17 protein-coding genes are annotated in these 19,526 nt (G+C 61.5%); 2 read left to right on the top strand and 15 right to left on the bottom strand.

What is annotated here, in order from left to right:
• Window positions 1–7: 7 nt before the first annotated feature.
• Complete coding sequence (locus P9L99_21290) at window positions 8–1,606, bottom strand: VCBS repeat-containing protein (GenBank protein MDP8225910.1); 1,599 nt, start codon at window positions 1,604–1,606, stop codon at window positions 8–10.
• Between the two features lie 235 nt (window positions 1,607–1,841).
• Between P9L99_21290 and P9L99_21295 the strand changes: the two genes are divergently transcribed.
• Window positions 1,842–2,060 carry a hypothetical protein gene (locus tag P9L99_21295; GenBank protein ID MDP8225911.1) on the top strand — a complete coding sequence of 73 codons (219 nt, stop codon included), beginning with the start codon at window positions 1,842–1,844 and terminating at the stop codon, window positions 2,058–2,060.
• Window positions 2,061–2,134: 74 nt separating this feature from the next.
• Here P9L99_21295 and P9L99_21300 read toward each other — a convergent pair whose 3' ends face one another.
• From P9L99_21300 to P9L99_21365, 14 genes are all read right to left on the bottom strand, one after another.
• Complete coding sequence (locus tag P9L99_21300) at window positions 2,135–4,678, bottom strand: alpha-galactosidase (protein ID MDP8225912.1); 2,544 nt, start codon at window positions 4,676–4,678, stop codon at window positions 2,135–2,137.
• A gap of 217 nt (window positions 4,679–4,895) precedes the next feature.
• Window positions 4,896–6,044, bottom strand: a complete 1,149-nt coding sequence (locus tag P9L99_21305) for a deoxyhypusine synthase family protein (GenBank protein MDP8225913.1) — start codon at window positions 6,042–6,044, stop codon at window positions 4,896–4,898.
• 130 nt (window positions 6,045–6,174) lie between these two features.
• Window positions 6,175–7,647: an NADH-quinone oxidoreductase subunit N gene (locus P9L99_21310; protein ID MDP8225914.1), complete on the bottom strand. Its 1,473-nt coding sequence runs from the start codon at window positions 7,645–7,647 to the stop codon at window positions 6,175–6,177.
• Between the two features lie 13 nt (window positions 7,648–7,660).
• Complete coding sequence (locus P9L99_21315) at window positions 7,661–9,214, bottom strand: NADH-quinone oxidoreductase subunit M (protein ID MDP8225915.1); 1,554 nt, start codon at window positions 9,212–9,214, stop codon at window positions 7,661–7,663.
• A gap of 8 nt (window positions 9,215–9,222) precedes the next feature.
• Window positions 9,223–11,154 (bottom strand): NADH-quinone oxidoreductase subunit L, encoded by a 1,932-nt coding sequence (gene nuoL, locus P9L99_21320; protein ID MDP8225916.1) that lies wholly within the window; start codon window positions 11,152–11,154, stop codon window positions 9,223–9,225.
• A gap of 10 nt (window positions 11,155–11,164) precedes the next feature.
• A complete protein-coding gene (nuoK, locus tag P9L99_21325; GenBank protein ID MDP8225917.1) occupies window positions 11,165–11,467 on the bottom strand; it encodes an NADH-quinone oxidoreductase subunit NuoK in 303 nt (100 codons plus the stop codon).
• Window positions 11,464–12,039 (bottom strand): NADH-quinone oxidoreductase subunit J, encoded by a 576-nt coding sequence (locus P9L99_21330; protein ID MDP8225918.1) that lies wholly within the window; start codon window positions 12,037–12,039, stop codon window positions 11,464–11,466. Before P9L99_21330 ends, nuoK begins: the two co-directional genes overlap by 4 nt.
• Before the next feature lie 13 nt (window positions 12,040–12,052).
• Window positions 12,053–12,484: an NADH-quinone oxidoreductase subunit NuoI gene (gene nuoI / locus P9L99_21335; GenBank protein MDP8225919.1), complete on the bottom strand. Its 432-nt coding sequence runs from the start codon at window positions 12,482–12,484 to the stop codon at window positions 12,053–12,055.
• Between the two features lie 9 nt (window positions 12,485–12,493).
• Entirely contained in the window at window positions 12,494–13,552 is a 1,059-nt protein-coding gene (gene nuoH / locus P9L99_21340) for an NADH-quinone oxidoreductase subunit NuoH (GenBank protein MDP8225920.1), read from the bottom strand.
• A gap of 26 nt (window positions 13,553–13,578) precedes the next feature.
• Window positions 13,579–14,127, bottom strand: a complete 549-nt coding sequence (locus tag P9L99_21345; protein ID MDP8225921.1) for an ATP-binding protein — start codon at window positions 14,125–14,127, stop codon at window positions 13,579–13,581.
• Window positions 14,128–14,146: 19 nt separating this feature from the next.
• A complete protein-coding gene (nuoD, locus tag P9L99_21350; protein ID MDP8225922.1) occupies window positions 14,147–15,325 on the bottom strand; it encodes an NADH dehydrogenase (quinone) subunit D in 1,179 nt (392 codons plus the stop codon).
• 2 nt (window positions 15,326–15,327) lie between these two features.
• Window positions 15,328–15,804 carry an NADH-quinone oxidoreductase subunit C gene (locus P9L99_21355; GenBank protein MDP8225923.1) on the bottom strand — a complete coding sequence of 159 codons (477 nt, stop codon included), beginning with the start codon at window positions 15,802–15,804 and terminating at the stop codon, window positions 15,328–15,330.
• Window positions 15,805–15,811: 7 nt separating this feature from the next.
• Window positions 15,812–16,291 carry an NADH-quinone oxidoreductase subunit B family protein gene (locus P9L99_21360; GenBank protein ID MDP8225924.1) on the bottom strand — a complete coding sequence of 160 codons (480 nt, stop codon included), beginning with the start codon at window positions 16,289–16,291 and terminating at the stop codon, window positions 15,812–15,814.
• A complete protein-coding gene (locus P9L99_21365) occupies window positions 16,282–16,653 on the bottom strand; it encodes an NADH-quinone oxidoreductase subunit A (protein ID MDP8225925.1) in 372 nt (123 codons plus the stop codon). The genes P9L99_21360 and P9L99_21365 overlap by 10 nt, the downstream gene beginning before the upstream one ends.
• Window positions 16,654–16,900: 247 nt before the next feature.
• Between P9L99_21365 and P9L99_21370 the strand changes: the two genes are divergently transcribed.
• Entirely contained in the window at window positions 16,901–19,507 is a 2,607-nt protein-coding gene (locus tag P9L99_21370; GenBank protein MDP8225926.1) for a PKD domain-containing protein, read from the top strand.
• Window positions 19,508–19,526: the final 19 nt, after the last annotated feature.

Here is a 19,526-nt window from a genome sequence, read left to right on the forward strand (position 1 = left end):
AAGACCCTCAGCCGCAGCAGCTTCCCGAGTCGTTATCGTTATCGTCATCATCCGAATTTGTGTCATCGTCCATGTCATCGTCATCGATTGTGTCGTCGTCGTCATCGGTTGCGTCGTCATCGGCGGCGTCGTCGTCATTGATTGTGTCGTCATCGGCGTCGTCGTCATCGATCGTATCGTCGTCGCCGGTCGTATCGTCGTCGCCGGTCGTATCGTCGTCGTCGTCATCGGCCATGACCGGCCGGTAGCGTCCGGTGTGACGGCTGTCGGCTTGATGGGTGCGCCAGTGCACGCCGCCCTGACCGAGGAAGTAGTCGTCGGTCCGGAACAGGTTGACCGAAAGGGTCGACTCGAAATAGCCGAGCACGCCGAATTCGGGAACGCCGTCGCCGTCCATATCGGCGATCGTGGCGCCGTTCAAGTACGTCCAACCGCCCACGCGCAGGGGCCAGCCGTCCAGCGCATCCCCGTCGGCGTTAACCGCGAACACGTTGCCGCGACCCTCCTCGGCGTTATTGTCGGTGTAGAGAATTTCCAACCGCAGGTCGCCGGTGAAATCGGCCAGAACGAAGTTGCCTTCAATGGAATTCTGGAGCAAAAGCGGGAAGGGAGCCAAATCCGTGCCGTCGTGATTGATCACGTATAAGTTCTCGGCGGCAATCGAACCGCCCGCGTGCCCGACGACCACTTCCAGGTCGCCGTTTCCGTCTACATCGCCCACCGCGGGCTCCGAAAAGCTCCACGCGTCGCCCAGGTCGTAAGGCCAGCCGGCCAGTTCCGTGCCATCGGGGTTGATGGCGTGCACTTGGTTGGAATCGCCGTGGGTCGCCACGAGAATTTGCAGATCGCCCTTTCCGGAAAGCGGCGCGAGCGCCGGCGAATCATAACTGTGGCTCTGGCCGCTGTAGGTGACCGGGAACCCCGACAGCAGCGTTCCGTCGATTTCGTAGGCGTACACGCTATAGAAGGAGCAAATCACGATTTCCACTTGGCCGTCGTCGTCGATATCGCCCACAGCGGCGCCGGTGGCCGGCACGTAATCCAGGGTTTTCGGCCAGCCGTTCAGCGTGGTCAGATCGCCGTTCAGGGCGTAAACCCAGCCGGTTTGGTTGCCGTGCTCGCCGATAATGATTTCCAACTTCGGATCGCCGTCCAGGTTGACCAACGTGGGCGACATGTGCATCGAACCCTCATGCGCCAGCGTGGTGGAGTGCAGCAGGGTTCCGCCGCCGCTAAACACGTGCAATTTCGGAATGGGCGAGCCGCCGACTCCCGACCGGGTCGCCACGACGATCTCCGGCGCGTCGTCGCCCACCACATCGCCGACCGCAACAGGATATTGCGCCAGGCCCGTCAAGTTGGATTCGAACAATTTCGTGCCCACCCCGTTCCAGGCATAAAGTTTCTGCGCCGTGGTCCCGACAACGACATCCAAATTCCCGTCGCCGTCGACATCGGCCATCACCAAACCGCGGGATTGGGCGAAGGTGACGTTTTCGGGCACGTTTTTGGGCCAACCGGGCAATTGTTCGATGTCTACCTGCGCCGCCGCGGGGGCAACCAGCAAAAACGAAATGAGGCTTATTATTACCAGCGAGAATTTCATACGTGACCTCCACAAATCTATCGAGAGTATGTACCAGTGAAAGCAAAAAACGGCAAATCGACCCCAAAACGGCGCCGAAACGAAAATAACGCAAAAGAAAGGAAACCGATTTACCGATGATAAAATAGACTGAGCGGCGTATTGTATGGCGGAAAATAACCTACCCAGGAGCACAAGGATGAGCGTTCAATGGGTCGATACATCGATCGTCTCTATGATCGGTGGCGTCTCAAGGATGAGAAGTAAGATCATCGTAACCGGCGTTTTGTTAGCAGTGCTGGCGATTCTCTCGGTCGTTTGCGGCAGTCCCGGATGGTGGAGCGACCAAGCCGACCAACCGGAAGAGGCCGACCCCGCGGCGATCGATTACGTCGACGATGCGGATAAGTCCGTCCCGTCGTTGGACGTCAGTCCGATTCAAACCGCAGCCATGGCTTCACTCGAAACAACCTGAGGCGGGCCGCGTCGACTGCGGCGTGATACGGCGTACCCGCGCCATTTTCTATTACGGCAGCCCTGGTTATCTCGTCAAAACGCCAGCGTGATCTTTGCCGAGCCGGTGCCGGTCGGCGTGATCTCGACCGCCCACAACTCCCCATCGACCCGAACGTTCGCCCCGGCGCTGCCGGTGGTCGTGACGGTCGGCTGCGCGGCGATCCCCGCCGGATCGACGTACACCGTGTGCTCGAACCCCAAAACGAGTTCCTGATTCCACGAAAGCTCCCGTTTCGCCGGGTTCCAGGACGGCGCGCTCAGGTCCACGCCACCCTGGCTGACGTGGCGGTTGCTGGAAACCAGGTAGGGGCGGTCCTGCACGGGACGCAGCACGATCACCCGGCTGTCGCGGGCCGGTACGTCGATTTCCACTGTGCTGGTGACGACGCCCAGGTCCGTCTGCGTCCAGTATTCGAAGGCCCGGTAGGGGCCGGTCAACTCGAGGTCGGACAACAAAATCGAGTGACGGCGCGTTTCTTCCGGGATCTCGGCCGGCGGGTTGACCGTGCGGTCCCAGTTGTTGCCCCAACTGTACAGGTGAAGCAGGAACCCGCCGGGGTTTCGGTCGGTCAGCGGCGTCAGCCAGACTTCCGGATACTCGCGGTCGAACAGATCCCACGGCACCCCCGTGATCCCGAGGTTGGGGATCATGCGCCGGTAGGTTTCGACCTCCGCGGCGGTCATCGTGGCGATTTCTTCCGCCAGGGACATCACGGCGCCGGAAAGCGCCACCAGCGTTGCCCAGGAGCGGTGCGGGATCAGGCCCAGGTGCTCGCGGAAGAAGATCTGGTCCGGATGGTTAACCCAGACCACGTTGTTCAGGTAGTAGCGGCGCGCCAACGCCTTGAGCCCAATCCGGATACCCGTGCCGTCGTACCCGCTGGTGTTGGACGACTCCGGGCAGCGCTCGCCCTGGGTATCGCCCCAGCACGGCCAGGAATCAATGCTGATGCGCATCGAGTCGCACAGGCCGTAATTGATGCCGTTCAGCAAAATGTTGATGAAGAACTTGTCCCACCCCAGGCCGTTGCGAAAGGCGATCAGCGCTTCCCGGTAGGTCTCCACCAGCGTCCGCGACGGGTCCTGCAACTCGGCCAGCATGATGTGGTAGTAAGCAAAATCGTATTTGACCGATTCGTATCCGTAGCCGGCGAACAGCTCGCCGGTTCCGCCCACGAAATCCACCACGTCTTCGCGCGAAAGGTCCAGCGGCACAGCGAACGACTGCATCAGGAGCTTGTACAGGGGATGCACCCGGCCCCCCCAGTCGGGATGGAGCCCCAACACCTCGGAGTTTCGCATCGCGTTGGTCGGGGAAACCCACAGTTCGGGAATCAACCCCTCGTCCCGAATCTGCTGGGCCAGAAAATCGACGCCGTCCGGAAAGCGTTCGTCGGAGGTCCAGTCCCCCCAGGTGTTCTCCCACCCCAGGTCAACCTGCATGGTGTTCATTCCGTAATCGCCGAAGGTCTCCACGATCCCGGCCAGGTTGTCCAGGATGATCTGCTGGTCGATCTTGTCGCTGTAGACGTACCAGGAATCCCAGCCCGCCATCGGTTCGTGGGTCAGCTCGATGGCCAGGCGGTCGGCGAGCAGGGCGGCGTAGCTCTCCAGGGCTTCGTGGGGTCGGCCGGTGAAAAGGTCCATCCAGAAAAGCTCCGAAGAGCGAACGCTTCCCGGCGGCTCGGCCCGGGCGATCAGGTAGCCGTTCCGGCTCTGGAAGGTGAACCAGCCTTCGGTCCCGTTCCACTGCGGGTTCTTCTGGGAGTCAAAGCCAACGACCACTTCGGGGATCACCGATTCGAACGAGAGATAGCCCATGTGAAGGCTTTCCGCGTTGGCCCGGTCGAACAAAAGCGCGTTCCAGTTGGAGGCCGAGGAGGGCTTGTTGGTCAGGTACTGCCGCAGCATCCCCCGGCTGTAGGCGTAGTCGGCATACTGCAGGTCGGCATAGAAATCGAAGCTGAGCGCGGAGCCGTTTTGCAGGACCTGAACCGCAGCCGGCTCGCTTTTCATGAACAGGCCGCCGCGCGTTTCGGGCCCGACGTACACCGGGATCAACGAGACCAGGTCGCTTACACCGGCCGAGGTGAACTGCATCTCGGCAAGCAGCCCGCCGCCCTCCGGCATCAGCGTCAACGTGGTGGTGATTTGTCCGTGTTTGGTCTCCGGATAACGAAGCGTCACCTTCGTTCCTTCCACGGAGTCCTCAATCGTCACCGGCAACAACCCCGCGAGGGCTCGGTTGGGCACGTGGACCGTTTGCTTCTGGATCACCGGTCCCGTGATTCCGGTCTCGATAGCGCTGGTGGCTCCCCGGACGTACCGGTACCCATCGATGTCGATGTGGAATAGTCCGTATCGGCGATCCACGGTGACGGTCACGTGGTCGTTGGTGACCTCGAGAACCGGGCGGTCGATGGTCGGGCCGTCGGTCGCGTCGTCATCGTCCGTCGCCGGTTCCGGTTCCGTCGAGGAGTCGTCGTCCTCGTCGCTCGCGCAGGAAGGCAGGCCGAAAACCAGAAGAAAAAGCAGGCTGAAAAGGGCGAGAATCGATGGAATCGTCTTGAGCGTCAAGGATTTATCCCCCCGCGTTCTACAAAGAACGGTATCGACTTATTCCGCCGGGATTTATTGTGTGTTTCGATAGCGGATTTTACCGCGTGACCCCCGGAAAGCAAACATTTTCGCAATGGGATCCCGCGGTTGGACAGATTGGCTTTGCCGCTGATGGGGGGGATTCGGGTTTAGGCCGCTTCTTTGGCGGCTTTCATGACGGCGCGGGCTCGGCGATCTAACGACGGCGCGGGCGCTTGGTTGGCTTCTTCGCCGCCGGCGGCAGTTCGGTCGCCTTCAAGATGTCGTTGTCCCAGGTGTACTTGATCGGCTTGCGTTTCGGATGCCGGTCGAAGGTGTACTGCGCCAACAGGGGCAGCGCCACGCTCGGCTCGACCCAGGCCATAGAGTAACGGGCCCGCGGGTCGATTTTCCCCCAACTAGTGGCTTCACGCAGCGTGCTGCTGGAGAGTCCGCCGTCGCTGACCACCGCCGTGGTCACCTGCAGGGCGTAATCGTGGCCGCGCTCCTGGTTGAAAATGTAGCCCATGACCACGGCGTCGTTGATGTAGTTTTTCGGCACCCCGCCGGCCACGTAAAACGCCGCCGACGCGTTGGATTGCACCACGATTTGGGTCAGTTCGTAATTGTCTTGGATGGAATCGATCACGACCCCCGGCTTATCCAGCAGCCGGCAGCGGTGGCGATGCTCGGTCAGCCCGATGCCGATCGAAGAGTCGTTGAGCGCGGGCACGAACATCGGCACGCCGCGTTTATGGCAGGTGCGAACGATGGATTTTTCGTCGTGGAGCAGCGAACCGACGTAGTCCATGAATTGGCGGCTGGAATAAATGCCGGGCGGGAGTTCGCCCGCTTTTTTCCCGATCCACATGTCGGTTTCCCAGAAGGCTTCCTCGTCCACAAAGGTGTCGTAGATGCGGTCGATGAACATCTCGCGCAGCACGCGATCGTCGGCCAGCGGGCTGCCTTGAAAATGCTTGTAACCGCGAGCCTGGTAGATGTCCTGGTAGAGAATCGCCCCGGTGGATACCACGACGTCGACGTAGCCTCCGGCGATGAGTTCGCGGATCACGTTGCGAAGCCCGGCGGCGATCAGCGGCCCGGCCAGGCCCAAAAAAACCGTTGGGCGTCGTTTGTCGGTGTACATGCCGTCGAGTACCCGGGCGCAGTTGCCGATGTTCCGCGCTTGAATGCTCATGCCCTTCATCGCGTCGACCATATCGGCCACGCGCATGCCTTTTTTCGGCTCCATCGACCGCGTGGGATTATCGAGCACCTTTTTCTTTCGCTGGCGGGCCCGCGGGGTCAACTTGGGCTTGTATGTTTCCATCTTCTCGATTTTCTTGCGAGCTTTGCGCTTTTCCATCGGCCGTCTCCTTCACGATTTCACCCGCGATGCCCGGGCTGAACACGGCGGTTAATTTCTTGGAAGCGAGCCGAGATGTCAACCCCGTGCGTCAAAAGCGGCTGTTTTTACATGGGAAAAGACGCGCGAACTACTCGCCCAGCAGAAAACGGGCGCTCGCGCGGGCCCAGGCAAGCCAGGGGCCGGGCACGATGCCCAGCAGCACAACCAGCACCGCGGTGACGATCAGCGCCGCCTTGCCGGGCCAATCCTGCGGCTGACCGACCGCCACGGGGGCGTCGGCCTCGGGCTCGGTCATATACATGATGTAGACGACCCGAATGTAGTAGTACACGGATACCGCGCTGGTCAGGATGCCCACCACGGCCAACTGGACCAGTTCGGCCTTCACCGCGGCGGCAAAGAGCGCGAATTTGCCAACGAAACCGATCAGCGGCGGCAACCCGGCCATGCTCATCAGGTAAATCGTCAAACCGCCCGCCAGCCAGGGGTGGCGTTTGGCCAAGCCGCGATAGGTGTCGAGGTGATCCGCGTCGGCCTCGCGCCGCGACAGGTGGCCGACCACCGCGAACGCGCCGACGGTCATCAAGGTGTAGGCCAGCAGGTAGAACAACACGGCCCCCAGGCCTTCGGACGGGCAGCGCATGACGGCGCTGACGCCGACCAGCAGGTATCCCGCGTGGGCGATCGACGAATACGCCAACAGCCGTTTGAGGTGGTTTTGCACCAGCGCCCCGAAATTGCCGAAAACCATCGTGGCGATCGCCAGGTAATAGAGGATGAATCCCCACTCGCCGATCAAATCGCCGAAAGCCACCATCAATACGCGCAGCATTGTGACGAACGACGCTGTTTTCACCGCCGCCGCCATGAAACCGGCTACCGGGCTCGGCGCCCCTTGGTACACGTCCGGCGTCCAAACGTGGAAGGGGAAGGCGGCGATTTTGAAGCCGAAGCCGACCAGAATCAGGGCCAGCCCGACCAGCAACATGGCGCTTTCGCCGTCGATTTTCGTCGCGATGGTCGTCAGGTGCGTCGAGCCGGTCGCGCCGAATACCAGGGCGATGCCGTAGAGCAAAAAGCCCGTGGAAAACGCCCCGAGGAAGAAGTATTTAAGCGCGCTTTCGCCGGACTCGGTGCGCAGCCGCAGAAAGCCGGCCAGCACGTAGGCGCTGATGGACAGAATTTCCAACCCCAGGAAGACCATCACCAAATCGGCGGCGCCCACCATGATCATCGCGCCGAACACCGCGCTGAGCAGCAGGGCGTAGAATTCGCTGTGATCTTCCCCGACCGTGCGCAGGTAGTTCCAGGCGGTCAACACGCCCAGGACGCCGGCCAAGGCGATCACTCCCTGGCCGAAGAGCGCGAAGCGGTCCGCCGTGATCATGCCGCTGAAACCCTCGGCACCCGTGGCGCCGGGCCAGCGGACGAATATCGCGCCCAGGGTGAACGCGAGCGAGAGCAACGCCAGCACCGGGGGCAGGTCGCGGGCGCGCGGCCGGGTGTCGCCGGGCGTGAGGATTTCGACCAGCAACACCGTGAGCATCCCGTAGAGCACGAGAAGCGCAGGCGCCAGCAGTCCGAAATTCATGTTGCTCATTCGGCCGCTCTTTTCATTGCCCGTCCCAATCGAACACGCCGCCGGGCGGCGCGATGTCCCGCTCGAGGGCCGCGGGCTGGTAGGCCGCGACTTGCTTAGCGGGTATTACGGTCGTCAACCAGCGCTCGACGCTGGGTTGTATCTTGTTCAGGAAAGTCTGCGGGTACACGCCGATCCAAAAGATGAGCAGCACCAGCGGCAGCAGATAGGCCCACTCGCGTTTGTTCAAGTCGGCCAGGCCTTGGTTCGCCTCGTGCTTCACCGGTCCGAAGAACACGCGCTGCACCATCCACAGCATGTAGACGGCGGCTAGAATCACGCCCGAGGTGGCTACGATCGCCAGCGGCATCCAGCGGTCGAAAGCGCCCAGTAGCACGAGAAACTCGCCGATAAAACCGTTGGTGCCCGGCAGGCCGATCGACGAGAGCGTCGTGATCATGAAAATCGTCGCATACGCCGGCATGACTTTGGCGATGCCGCCGAAGTCGCTGATCAGTCGTGTGTGACGGCGCTCGTAAAGCACGCCGACCAACAGGAAGAGGGCGCCGGTCGATATGCCGTGGTTGACCATTTGCAGCACGCCGCCTGCCGCACCCTGCGCGTTGAAGGCGAACAGGCCGAGCATCACGAAGCCCAGGTGGCTGACGCTGGAGTAGGCGACGAGTCTCTTCACGTCTTTTTGCACCATCGCCACCAGCGCGCCGTAGACGATGCCGATCACCGCCAACGCGACCATCACCGGGGCGGCGGTTTGGGCGGCGTCGGGGTAGATGGGAATCGCGAAACGCATGAAACCGTAGGTGCCCATCTTCAGCAGCACGCCGGCCAGAATCACCGACCCGGCGGTGGGCGCTTCCACGTGGGCGTCGGGCAGCCAGGTGTGCAGCGGCCACATCGGCACCTTGATGGCGAACGCCAGGGCGAAGGCGGAGAAGCACCACAATTGCAGCGAGGGGCTCAGGCCCGTCTGGTACCAGGCGAACAGGTCGAAGGTACGCTCGGGCAGGGCGAAGTAGGTGGCCAGCAGGGCGATCAGCATCAGCACCGAGCCGACCATCGTGTACAGGAAAAACTTCACCGCCGCGTAGATCCGTCGCGGCCCACCCCAGACGCCGATGATCAGGTACATCGGCACGAGCATCGCCTCCCAGAACACGTAGAAGAGAAACACGTCCAGGGCGCAGAAGGTGCCGAGCATCGCCATTTCCAGCAGCAGGAAGGCGATCATGTAAGCCTTGACGCGCTGTTGGATGTATTTCCAGGAGGCCAAAACGCACAGCGGCGTCAGGAAGGTCGTCAGTAAAACCAGGAACAGGCTGATGCCGTCGATGCCCACCGCATAGTGGACGCCCCAGGCGGCGATCCAATCCACCGCCGGCTCCAGCAGCCAGAGGTTTTGGGCGGGTTGGTACAAGAAAAACAGCGGCAGGCTGAGCACGAAGGTCGCCAGCGAGCCCGCCAGGGCGATCCGCCGCACCTTCTCATCGCCGAGGCCGCGCCACAGCAGCAGCACGACCACTGTAATCAGCGGTGAGAAGATCACGAGCGAGATCAACCGAAAACTCATCGCTTACCTCATCCCAAACGCCACAGCATGAAGGCCACCAACGCCACCGCGCCGCACAGCACCGAAAAGGCGTAGGTGTACACGTGCCCGGTCTGCATTTTCGCCAGGCCGCCGCCGCAAAAACGGGCCAGCCGCCCCACGCCGTTGACCAGCCCGTCGATAATCAACTCGTCGATAAAGCGGTACAGGAAGTGCGTCGATACCCGTTTGATGGGCATCACCACCGCCGCGTCGTTGAACTCGTCGACGTAATACTTGTTGAACACCCAGCGGTACAGCCGCGGGTAGGCGTTGACCACCTTCGCGGGCAGTTCGGCCCGCTTGCGATAGAATATCCACGCCAGGAAAATGCCCAGCAGCGCCACGCCCACGCTCAGCGCCATCAGGCCGAGTTCCAGCGCCGCGGGCGCGTGGTGCCCCTCGCCGTGACCGACGGTTTGCGCGATCCAATTCTCGAAGTGCGCACCGCCGCCCAGTACGTGCGGGATCCCCACTAGGCCGCCGACCATCGCCAGCAACGCCAGCGCCACCAGCGGCAGGGTCATGACCTTCGGGCTTTCGTGGACATGGGCCTCGATATCGGGTTCCATGCGGCTCTCGCCGAAGAAGGCCAGGAAGAGGGCGCGGAACATGTAGAACGCCGTCATGCACGCGGTCAGCAGGCCGAGGCCGTACACGATGTAGTTGATCGTTTGCGGCACGCCGCTTAGGTGCGTGGAGAAGGCTTTCCACAGGATTTCGTCTTTGGAGAAGAACCCCGATAGCGGCGGCAGCCCGGCAATGGCCAGCGTGGCGATCAGGAAGGTCCAGAACGTCACCGGCATACGCTTGCGCAGGCCGCCCATCTTGTAGATGTCCAGTTCGCCCTGCAGCGCGTGCATGACGCTGCCGGCGCTCAAAAAGAGCAACGCCTTGAAGAAGGCGTGGGTCATCAGGTGGAAGACGCCCGCCGCGTACGCGCCGACGCCGACGCCCACGAACATGTAGCCGAGCTGGCTGATCGTCGAGTAGGCGAGGATGCGTTTGAGGTCGCGCTGGGCAAAGGCAATGGTCGCCGCGAAGAACGCGGTCAAGATGCCGACCGACGCCACCAGGGCCTGCGCCAGCGGAGCAAGATCGTAAAGGAAGTGCGTGCGGGCGATCATATACACACCCGCGGTGACCATGGTCGCGGCGTGGATCAGGGCGCTGACCGGCGTCGGGCCCTCCATCGCGTCGGGTAGCCAGAAAAAGAGCGGAATCTGCGCGCTTTTGCCCGTCGCGCCCAAAAACAGCAGCAGGCAGATCACCGTGATGAGCCCCGAACCGACCCCGGCCGTATGCTTGGCCACGCCCTCGAATTCCAGCGTGCCGAAGTTGTAAAACACGAGGAAGATCGCCAGCAGGAAACCGAAATCGCCGATGCGGTTGACCACGAAGGCTTTCTTACCGGCGTCGGCGGCGCTTTTCTTTTCGTAGAAGAAGCCGATCAGCAGGTAGGAACAAAGCCCCACGCCCTCCCAGCCGACGAACATGACCAGGAAGCTGTCGGCGGTCACCAGCAGCAGCATCGCGAACACGAAAAGATTCATGTACGTGAAAAAGCGCCGGAAGCCGCGGTCGCCGTGCATGTAGCCGATGGCGTAGACGTGAATCAGGAAGCCGACGCCGCTGACGACCAACACCATCACCGCCGCCAGGTGATCGACCATAAAACCGAGCGGCACGTTCAGCGAGCCGACGGCGATCCACGTGTAGAGTTGCTGGTGCAGGGCCTCGGCGTGTTCGCCGCGCAGTTCCAGGAAGGCCGCGAAGCCCACCGCGAAGGAGGCAAGAACCATGGCGCTGGCCAGGACGCCGGTGAATTTCTCGCTTTTCGGCCACAGCTTGGGCGAGACGACGCCGTTAAGCAGCACGCCGATCAGCGGGAAAAGCGGAATGAGGAACAGCCAGTCAGCCACGTTCCGGCTCCTAACCCTTCAACGAATCAAACGAGGAGACGTCCACGGTCCCCTTGCGGCGATACAGCGAAATGATGATCGCCAAACCCACCGCCGCCTCGGCCGCCGCGACGGCCATGATGAACAACACAAAGACCGGTCCGTCGACCACCTGCTGGTGCCCGGCCAGGCCGATCAGCGTTAGATTGACGCCGTTGAGCATCAATTCAATGCACATGAAAACGACGATCGCGTTACGCCGCACGATCACCCCGAAAGCGCCCAGGGCGAACAGGAACGCGCCGGTGATCAGCGGGAAACTGACCGGAATCATGAATCCCCCCCTTCCGGCGGCGCGATTTCGTCGGCGTGATCCGCGTCGATGGCCGCCGCGGTGCCCTTGGGGCGGCGCGTGAGCACGACGGTGCCGACGATGGCCAGCAACAGCAACACGCTGGCCACCTCAAAGGGCAGGAGGTACTTGTCGAACAGCACGTGGGCCAAGGTGGCGGGCGCGGCCAGTTCCCGCAGGTCGGCTCCCGAGCCGGGCGTCGCTTGGTCCAGCGCCTGATAGGCGATGTAGACCAATTGCCCGCCCAAGATCGTCGCGGCCGCGGCGGCGGCGAGTTTTTGCGGCCGGGTCCAGAAGTCGTCCAGACCGGTGCCGGGCTCCCGCAGCGACAACAGCATGATCGTGAAGACCACCAGGATGAGAATCGCCCCGGCATAGACGATGATTTGGATCATCGCCAGCAGCGGCGAACCGTGCAGAATGTACAGCGAAGCCACGCAAAGGAAGGTGAACAGCAGCGAGATCGCCACGTTAACCGGGTTGCGGCGCGAGACGACGTTCGCCGCGCCCGTCACGGCGCCCAGCGCGAACAAAAGATATATCGCCTTCAGCAACATGATCTCGTCGTTACTCCTCGCTTGTGCGCTCGATGAGCGCGTCCTTGTCGTACAGCAACGCCGCCTTGTGGGTCGTCGCCAGTTCGTACTCCTCGGTCAGAACGATGGCGTCAAAGGGGCAGACTTCTTGGCAGAAGCCGCAAAACACGCAGCGCGTGACTTCGATTTCGTAAACCTGCGGGAAGCGCTCGCCATCTTCACGCTCGCCCGGTTCGATGTAAATGCAGCGCGACGGGCACACCGCGGCGCACAATCCGCAGGCGACGCACTTGAGCGTGCCGTCTTCGTGCACCGTAAGCCGATGCCGACCGCGGTACAGCGGCGCCAGCGGCCGGCGTTTCTCCGGGTACTGGTACGTGATGGGCTTCGTAAAGGCGTACTTGAGCGTCAGGGCCAGGCCCTGCAGCAAATCCACGAGCAGCACTTTACGCCAGAAACCCAAATGCGCTCCTTACCCGAAGTAGCTGAACCCGAAAAACTGACCGAAGTACATCAGCGCCCCGGCCAAAAACACGTTGAACAAAGCCAGCGGGAAGAAAATCTTCCACCCGAAGCCCATTAATTGGTCGTAACGGGGCCGCGGAAAGGTCCAGCGAATCCACACGAAACTCGCTACGAGAATCGCGGTCTTGATGCCGAACCACACCAGGCCCAAGTAGGGTGCCAGCGTCTCCGGGATGCCCACATCGACGAAGGGCAGGCCCTGCCAGCCGCCCAGATAGAAGGTGACGATCAGTGCCGAAACGGTGATCAGGTTGCCGTATTCGGCCACGAAAAACGCGCCGAACTTCATCGAGCTGTATTCGGTGTGATACCCGCCGACCAACTCCTGCTCGGCCTCGACCAGGTCGAAGGGGGCGCGGTTGGCTTCGGCCAGCATGGCCATGAGGAACAGGAAGAAGCCGAGCGGTCCCCAGGGGAAACGCAGCACGTTCCACACGTCGGCCTGCTGCGTGACGATGTCGTGCAGGCTTAAGCTGCCGGCGCTCATCACCACGGGAACGATCGCTAAGCCCATGGTGATTTCGTAGGACACCATTTGCGCGCCGGCGCGCATGCCGCCCAGCAGTGAGTACTTGCTGTTGGCCGACCAGCCGCCCAGCAGCACCGAATACACGCCGAGCGAACTGATGGCGAACACGAACAGCACCGCCACGTTCAAATCGGCCATCGAGAACTTGTTCCAGGCCTCGGGCAGGCCTTTCAGGAAGGGCACTTCGGGGCCGAAGGGAACCATGGCGATAAACAACAGCGCCGTGCTCACCGAAATGATCGGTGCCAGGATGTACAGGAAGCGTTCGGAGCGGTCGGTGACGATGTCTTCCTTGAAGAAGAGCTTGACGGCGTCGGCGATCGGCTGCAGCAGACCCCACGGCCCGGCGCGGTTGGGGCCGATCCGTTGCTGGATCCGCGCGACCACGCGCCGTTCGTAAAGCGTGTTGTAGGCGGTCAGGCCCAAGAAAATGGCCATAAAGACCAAAATCTTCGCTGTTGCAATAAGGGCCATCATCCACATCGCGCCTTGCCTCGCCTCCGTTATTCGTTCAACGTCGCCTGCTGCTGCCGCAGGCTGACGCGAATGCGCCGTATCGCCTCGGGATGCGCCAGCGGCACGCCGCCGACTTCCTCCCGCATTTTTTGCGTGTCCAGAAACAGTTTCACGGTCGTGCCGTCGGCGTGGATTTTCTCGTGCCGAAACACCCAATTCACGCCCGGCGAACCCATGATCAGCGTGATCAACGTCTCGTTCACGTCGCCCAGCGGCTTGCTGTCCTCATGGCTCAGCCGCATGCTGCCGCGCACCAAGGCACCGCCCGCCTCGGAATCGGTGACCTCCATCTTCCCGGCGGCCTCTTCGCAAGCGCGGGAAAAGAGCGTCAGGCCGATGCCGCACGAACTGCATTTGGATATCGGTCCGTTGAGTTCGTCACGCACCTGGTTGTTGAAGCCGCGGCCGTTGTCTTGAATCTCGATGGTCAGCCAGTCGTCTTTCTCATCTTCGATGATCACGATTTCCACGAGGCTGGCCCCCGCAGCGGTGCTGTTTTCCGCAAGGTCCATAATGTGGTGGCAGATTTCTTCCATACCGATCCCTTGTTCCCGGTTACTTATCGATGTCCGCCAGGCAGATATCGATCGTACCGATGAGCGCCACCATGTCGGCCAGATAGTGGCCGGGCGCCATTTTCACAATGCTGTGCAGGTTCGCAAAACTGGGCACGCGAATCGCGCAGCGATGCGGATGCGGGCCGCCGTCGGCGACCAACGTGAAACCAAGTTCGCCCTTGGGCGCTTCGGAGGCGAAATACACCTCGCCCGCCGGCGCATTGAACCCCTCCACCACCAAGTGAAAGTGGTGAATAAGCTGTTCGATCCGTTCGCCCAAGTCGGCCTTGGGCGGCGGCGTGATGGTCGGAATGTCGGCCATGATCGGCCCGTCGGCCAGCCGCTCGAGGCCCTGCCGGATGATGCGCACGCTCTGGCGCAACTCGGCGATGCGCACCACGTAACGCGCGAAGGTGTCGCCCGCTTCCTGGGTGGGCACTTCGAAATCGTACTGGTCGTAGTCGCCGTAGGGCATGACCTTGCGCAGGTCGTAGGCGATGCCGCTGCCGCGGGCCATCGGCCCCGAGACGCCCCATTCCAGCACGTCCTCGCGCGTCAGCACGCCGATGCCCTCGGTGCGCAGCCGCCAGATGCGGTTGTTGGTGAGCAACTGCTCGTACTCGTCGACCTTTTTCAGGAAGATGCGGCAGAATTCGTGGCACTTCTCGACCCACCCCGCGGGCAGGTCGTGACTGACGCCGCCGATGCGCGGGTAGGATACCGTCATGCGCTGGCCGCTGATTTCCTCGAACAGCTCGTAGATGAATTCGCGCTCGCGGAAGGTGTAGAGGAATACCGTCACCGCGCCGATGTCCGCCGCGTGGCTGCCCAGCCAGATCATATGGCCGCCGATGCGCGAGAGTTCGGCGCAAATGACGCGAATCACCCGGGCGCGCTCGGGGATTTGATCTTCGATGCCCAGCAGGCGCTCGACCGCCCACACATAGCCGAGGTTGCAGCTCATGCAGGCGGTGTAGTCGAGGCGGTCGGTCAAGGGGATGATCTGGTGGTAGCTCATGCCTTCGGCCAGCTTTTCGATGCCGCGGTGCAGGTAGCCCAGCACGGGCCGCGCTTCCACGACCCGCTCGCCGTCGAGGGTCAGGATGATCTGCAGGACGCCGTGGGTCGACGGGTGTTGCGGACCCATGTTCAGCGTCATGTAGCGCGGTTCGCCCATCCCTATTCCTCGTACCCTTCGGTCGGAAAATCCTTGCGCAAGGGGTGAAAATCGGCGTCGTCGGCCAGGAATATGCGCCGCAAATCCGGGTGGCCGTCAAAATGGATTCCGAACATGTCGTAGGTCTCGCGCTCGTGCCAATCGGCCGCCCGCCAGACCGCGGCCAGGCTGGGCACGGTGGGCGGCGTGCCCGTCGCGCGGACTTTTACCGCCACGTGGGCGCCGGGGTCGAGCCGGGCCAGCAGTGCCGTGACCTCGAAGGGGGCCTCGTCGTCGGGAAAATGCGTTCCGAAAACCTGCACGAGAATCTCGAAGCCGAAGGCGGGATCGCGCCGCAGAGTATGGACGGCTTCGAGGTAGCTTTCGGGCGTGACGCGCAGCATGGGCCGGCCGGCCAGATCGCGTTCGACGAGCTGGTCGCCGAAGCGGGTCGCCAATTGCTCGGCTAGCTGGTCGTTGATGTCCGCGCGCGTTGCCATAGCCGCCTCAGGTTCGGTGTTTGATCGAGTCGGTTCGCAGCTTCTTCTGCAGTTCCAAAATTCCGTACAACAATGCCTCGGGGCGCGGGGGACAGCCGGGGATGAACACGTCCACCGGCACGATGCGGTCCACACCCTGCACGACCGCGTAGCTGCGGAAGATGCCGCCGGAGCAGGCGCAGGCGCCCATGGCCAGCACCCATTTGGGCTCGGGCATCTGGTCGTAAATCTTGCGTAATACCGGCGCCATCTTTTTCGTGAGGGTGCCGGCGACGATCAGCAGGTCCGCCTGCCTTGGGCTGGCGCGGAAAATCTCCATACCGAAGCGGGAGATGTCGTAGTGGGCCATGGCGGTGCCCATCATCTCCAGCGCGCAGCAGGCCAAGCCCATGGTGACCGGCCAGGTGGAATAGGTGCGGCTCCAGTTGACCAGCTTGTCGACGGTGGTGGTCATGAAGCCGTCGGGGATTTTCTGCTCTATTCCCATTCCAGAGCTCCCTTGCGCCACACGTAGATGAAGCCCACCAGCAGCACAAACGTGAACACCGCCAACTCGATGAGCCCGAACAAACCGCTGGTTTCGTTCATGTCCTTGAAAATCACGGCCCAGGGATAGAAGAAGATGATTTCGACGTCGAACAGAATGAACAGCATGCCGATGACGTAGTACTTCATCGGGAATTTTTCGTGCGGATCGCCCACCGGCGGCACGCCGCACTCGTAGGGGCTGAGCTTTTCCGACGTGTCTTTGCGCGGGCCCACAATGCGCGACAGGCCGACGATCCCCAACGCACCAATGGCGATGACGAGTAGTAGATAGAAAAACAGGGGCAGGAAATCGATCGGCATCAGATCCCCCAGTCCGTGTCGAGACGCAAAAGTCGGGCCGATCTTAGCACCCTGAATGGGCCTGTCAACACACGAAACCCATTGTGTTTACATGCAATTTGGATGAATAAACGCGGCTTGCACTCTCGCCCGACTCCAGAGATTTGACATTCACTCGCACCGCATAATACAAAGATCTCCCTTGACACCGGTCTCTCACCTTGGGAAGCATTCAACATAGAGTATGTTCTTTTAGGAGTCGATAATCGTGACTTTTATCCGCTGTTGTCTGTGCGTGTGCGCTTGTCTGGGCCTTAGCGTTGGAATAAGCGCCGCCGCGCCCCCGGTCAACGACGTCTGGGAAACGACGTTCGTGGATGAGTCCACCCGCTATTGGAACTCCAATCACCGCACCGTGTTGTTCGACCAAGACGGCGTGATGCACGTGTTTTATTCCGGGTACGAACTCCAGCACGCCTGGTTCGATGACGGCCAATGGCATTTCGAAGACGCCGACCCCACAACCACGCGCGCGATGGACGCCGCGGCCGCCATCGATCCCGCCGGCGGTTTCCATGTGTGTTACCGCGCAGCCGACAGCTACGAACTGCGATACGCGTACAAACCGGCCGAAGGCTCCTGGACGCACGAAGTCGTACGCGACACGGCGAATCCAGGCTACTATTGCAGCATTGCGGTCGATAGCAACGATTACCCCCATATCGCCCACCACACCTTGGCTTCCCACAACCTCGAATACAGTTCCTGGGACGGGACGCAGTGGAATGCCGAGGTCTTGGAAAGCGGCAGCAGCAACGATGCGGGCAAAGGCCTCTCGCTGGCGATCGATAGCCTGGATCACCCTCATTTGGCCTACGGCCGGTGGTACTACGGAACCTCGGTGAGGTATTGCACCTTCGACGGCGCCGAGTGGCTGTTTGAAAACACCAACCTGGGCTCTTCGCTCAACGCCGTGTCTACGGAAATCGTCGTGGACGAGGACGATCAACCGCACGTGGCCGCGCAACTGTGCCACTCGACGGGAGTCGACGCCCTCAAGTATGCCGTGCGAGGTGAGACCGGCGAGTGGACCGCGGAAACCGTCACGGAAGAAGACGTATCATCGGCCCGGCGCGTCAGTTTGCTTTACGACGCCGACGGCGAACCGCATATTTACACGTACCGGCGCGAGCGGTGGCGCGAAGCGGGCACGTGGCACATGTCGGATTACATACCACGCAACACCGGCGTCTGTTTTGCGACGAATCCCGTCTCGGGCGAACGTTCCGGCATCATGAACGAAGAGGATGTCAGCTATTTGGTCTGGTACGCCGACGACGCCTGGCAAACCGAATCCATCGTCCAAGAAGTACACCTCACGCTACGCAACGCCTTGGCCGTCGACAGTCTGGGCTACCCGCACGTCGCGTATTACGAAAGCGTCGCCGAGCAGTTGCTCTATGCCTACGAGGCTGCCGACGGCTGGCACGTTCAAATGGCCCACGACGGCCCGGTCGACTGGTTCGACATGGCCCTTGGCCCCGACGACGAGCCCCATTTTATTTTTCAGCGCGGCAGCGGGCACATCGCCTGGATTGGCCCGGACGCGGCCGGCGATTGGCAGGAGGAGGTCATCGAATACCTCGTTCCCAGGGGTAAGGGCGCGGTGACCGTGGACGAGGCCGGCGTGCCCCACGTGGCCTACGACGACCGCGGCAGCCTGCACTACGCCTATCGCGGCGAAGCGGGTTGGGTGATCGATGAAGTCGACGGGATCTACGAGGCGATCGAGGAGAGAAACATCCTGATCGTCGACGGCGCGCCGTACATCGTCACCGAACGCGAACACGATATGGACCCGCACTCGGACCTCATCCTGTATCGTTACGTGGACGACGATTGGGAGGTGATTGAACTGATCGGCCGCGGAGATGATCCGTGGGTCGGGCACGTCACCTCGGATTACAATTCGGTTGCCCTGCGAACCGACGGCAGCCTGGCGTATTCGGCGAATGAATATCCCGATTACGGCTTGCTGTATCATGCCGGAGGCGAGGACCCCGCCGAGGCGATTTCCTGCTCCCCGTTGGCCGACGAAAACGTCTTAGCTTTCGACGCCTTTGACCGCCCCTTTATTTTTATCGACGACGGCTACCCGCATGCCGGCGCCCATATGCTTTATTTCGATGAAGGCACTTGGCATTTCGATTCCGAAACTTTTCTCGGCGTCTCCACGATCGACTTCGCCATCGACCAATACGGCCCTAAGCACGTTGTGTTTGCCGATAATGGAAAGCTGTACCACGCCATCGCCGATTGCGATTTTGTCGCGCCCGAGTTTGCAGCCGATCTGACGAGTATCTGCGTCGGTGATGCCGTGCAGTTTACCGAGGCGACGGCCGGCGAAGTATATGCCTGGGAATGGGATTTCGGCGACACCTTCGCCTCGGCGGAACAAAACCCGGGCCACACCTACGAAGCCGCCGGCAACATGGATGTTTCGCTCACCGTGCGCGGCTGCGGCTACGCCACCGAGATGAAGGCGGCGTACATCGAAGTCAACGCGTGTGACGACGATGATGATGACGACGATGACGACGATGACGACGACGACGATGATGATGACGATGACGACGACGACGACGATGATGATGACGACGATGACGACGATGACGACGATGATGATGACGACGATGACGACGATGACGACGACGATGACGACGACGATGATAACGACGATGATGACGACGACGATGATGATGACGACGATGATGACGACGACAACGATGATGACGACGACGATGACGACGATGACGACGATGACGACGATGACGACGACGACAATGACGACGATGCGGCGGCGCGCCGCTTTTAACTTGGTTCATGCTCGAGTC

The sequence above is a fragment of the Candidatus Lernaella stagnicola genome (assembly GCA_030765525.1).
Lineage (GTDB): Bacteria > Lernaellota > Lernaellaia > Lernaellales > Lernaellaceae > Lernaella > Lernaella stagnicola.

Excerpts from the sequence above, each read along its gene's own strand:
- P9L99_21290 (MDP8225910.1), bottom strand. The coding sequence starts at position 1,606 with ATGAAATTCTCGCTGGTAATAATAAGCCTCATTTCGTTTTTGCTGGTT.
- P9L99_21295 (MDP8225911.1), top strand. The coding sequence starts at position 1,842 with ATGAGAAGTAAGATCATCGTAACCGGCGTTTTGTTAGCAGTGCTGGCG.
- P9L99_21305 (MDP8225913.1), bottom strand. The coding sequence starts at position 6,044 with ATGGAAAAGCGCAAAGCTCGCAAGAAAATCGAGAAGATGGAAACATAC.
- P9L99_21310 (MDP8225914.1), bottom strand. The coding sequence starts at position 7,647 with ATGAGCAACATGAATTTCGGACTGCTGGCGCCTGCGCTTCTCGTGCTC.
- P9L99_21315 (MDP8225915.1), bottom strand. The coding sequence starts at position 9,214 with ATGAGTTTTCGGTTGATCTCGCTCGTGATCTTCTCACCGCTGATTACA.
- nuoK (MDP8225917.1), bottom strand. The coding sequence starts at position 11,467 with ATGATTCCGGTCAGTTTCCCGCTGATCACCGGCGCGTTCCTGTTCGCC.
- nuoH (MDP8225920.1), bottom strand. The coding sequence starts at position 13,552 with ATGATGGCCCTTATTGCAACAGCGAAGATTTTGGTCTTTATGGCCATT.
- P9L99_21345 (MDP8225921.1), bottom strand. The coding sequence starts at position 14,127 with ATGGAAGAAATCTGCCACCACATTATGGACCTTGCGGAAAACAGCACC.
- nuoD (MDP8225922.1), bottom strand. The coding sequence starts at position 15,325 with ATGGGCGAACCGCGCTACATGACGCTGAACATGGGTCCGCAACACCCG.
- P9L99_21355 (MDP8225923.1), bottom strand. The coding sequence starts at position 15,804 with ATGGCAACGCGCGCGGACATCAACGACCAGCTAGCCGAGCAATTGGCG.
- P9L99_21360 (MDP8225924.1), bottom strand. The coding sequence starts at position 16,291 with ATGGGAATAGAGCAGAAAATCCCCGACGGCTTCATGACCACCACCGTC.
- P9L99_21365 (MDP8225925.1), bottom strand. The coding sequence starts at position 16,653 with ATGCCGATCGATTTCCTGCCCCTGTTTTTCTATCTACTACTCGTCATC.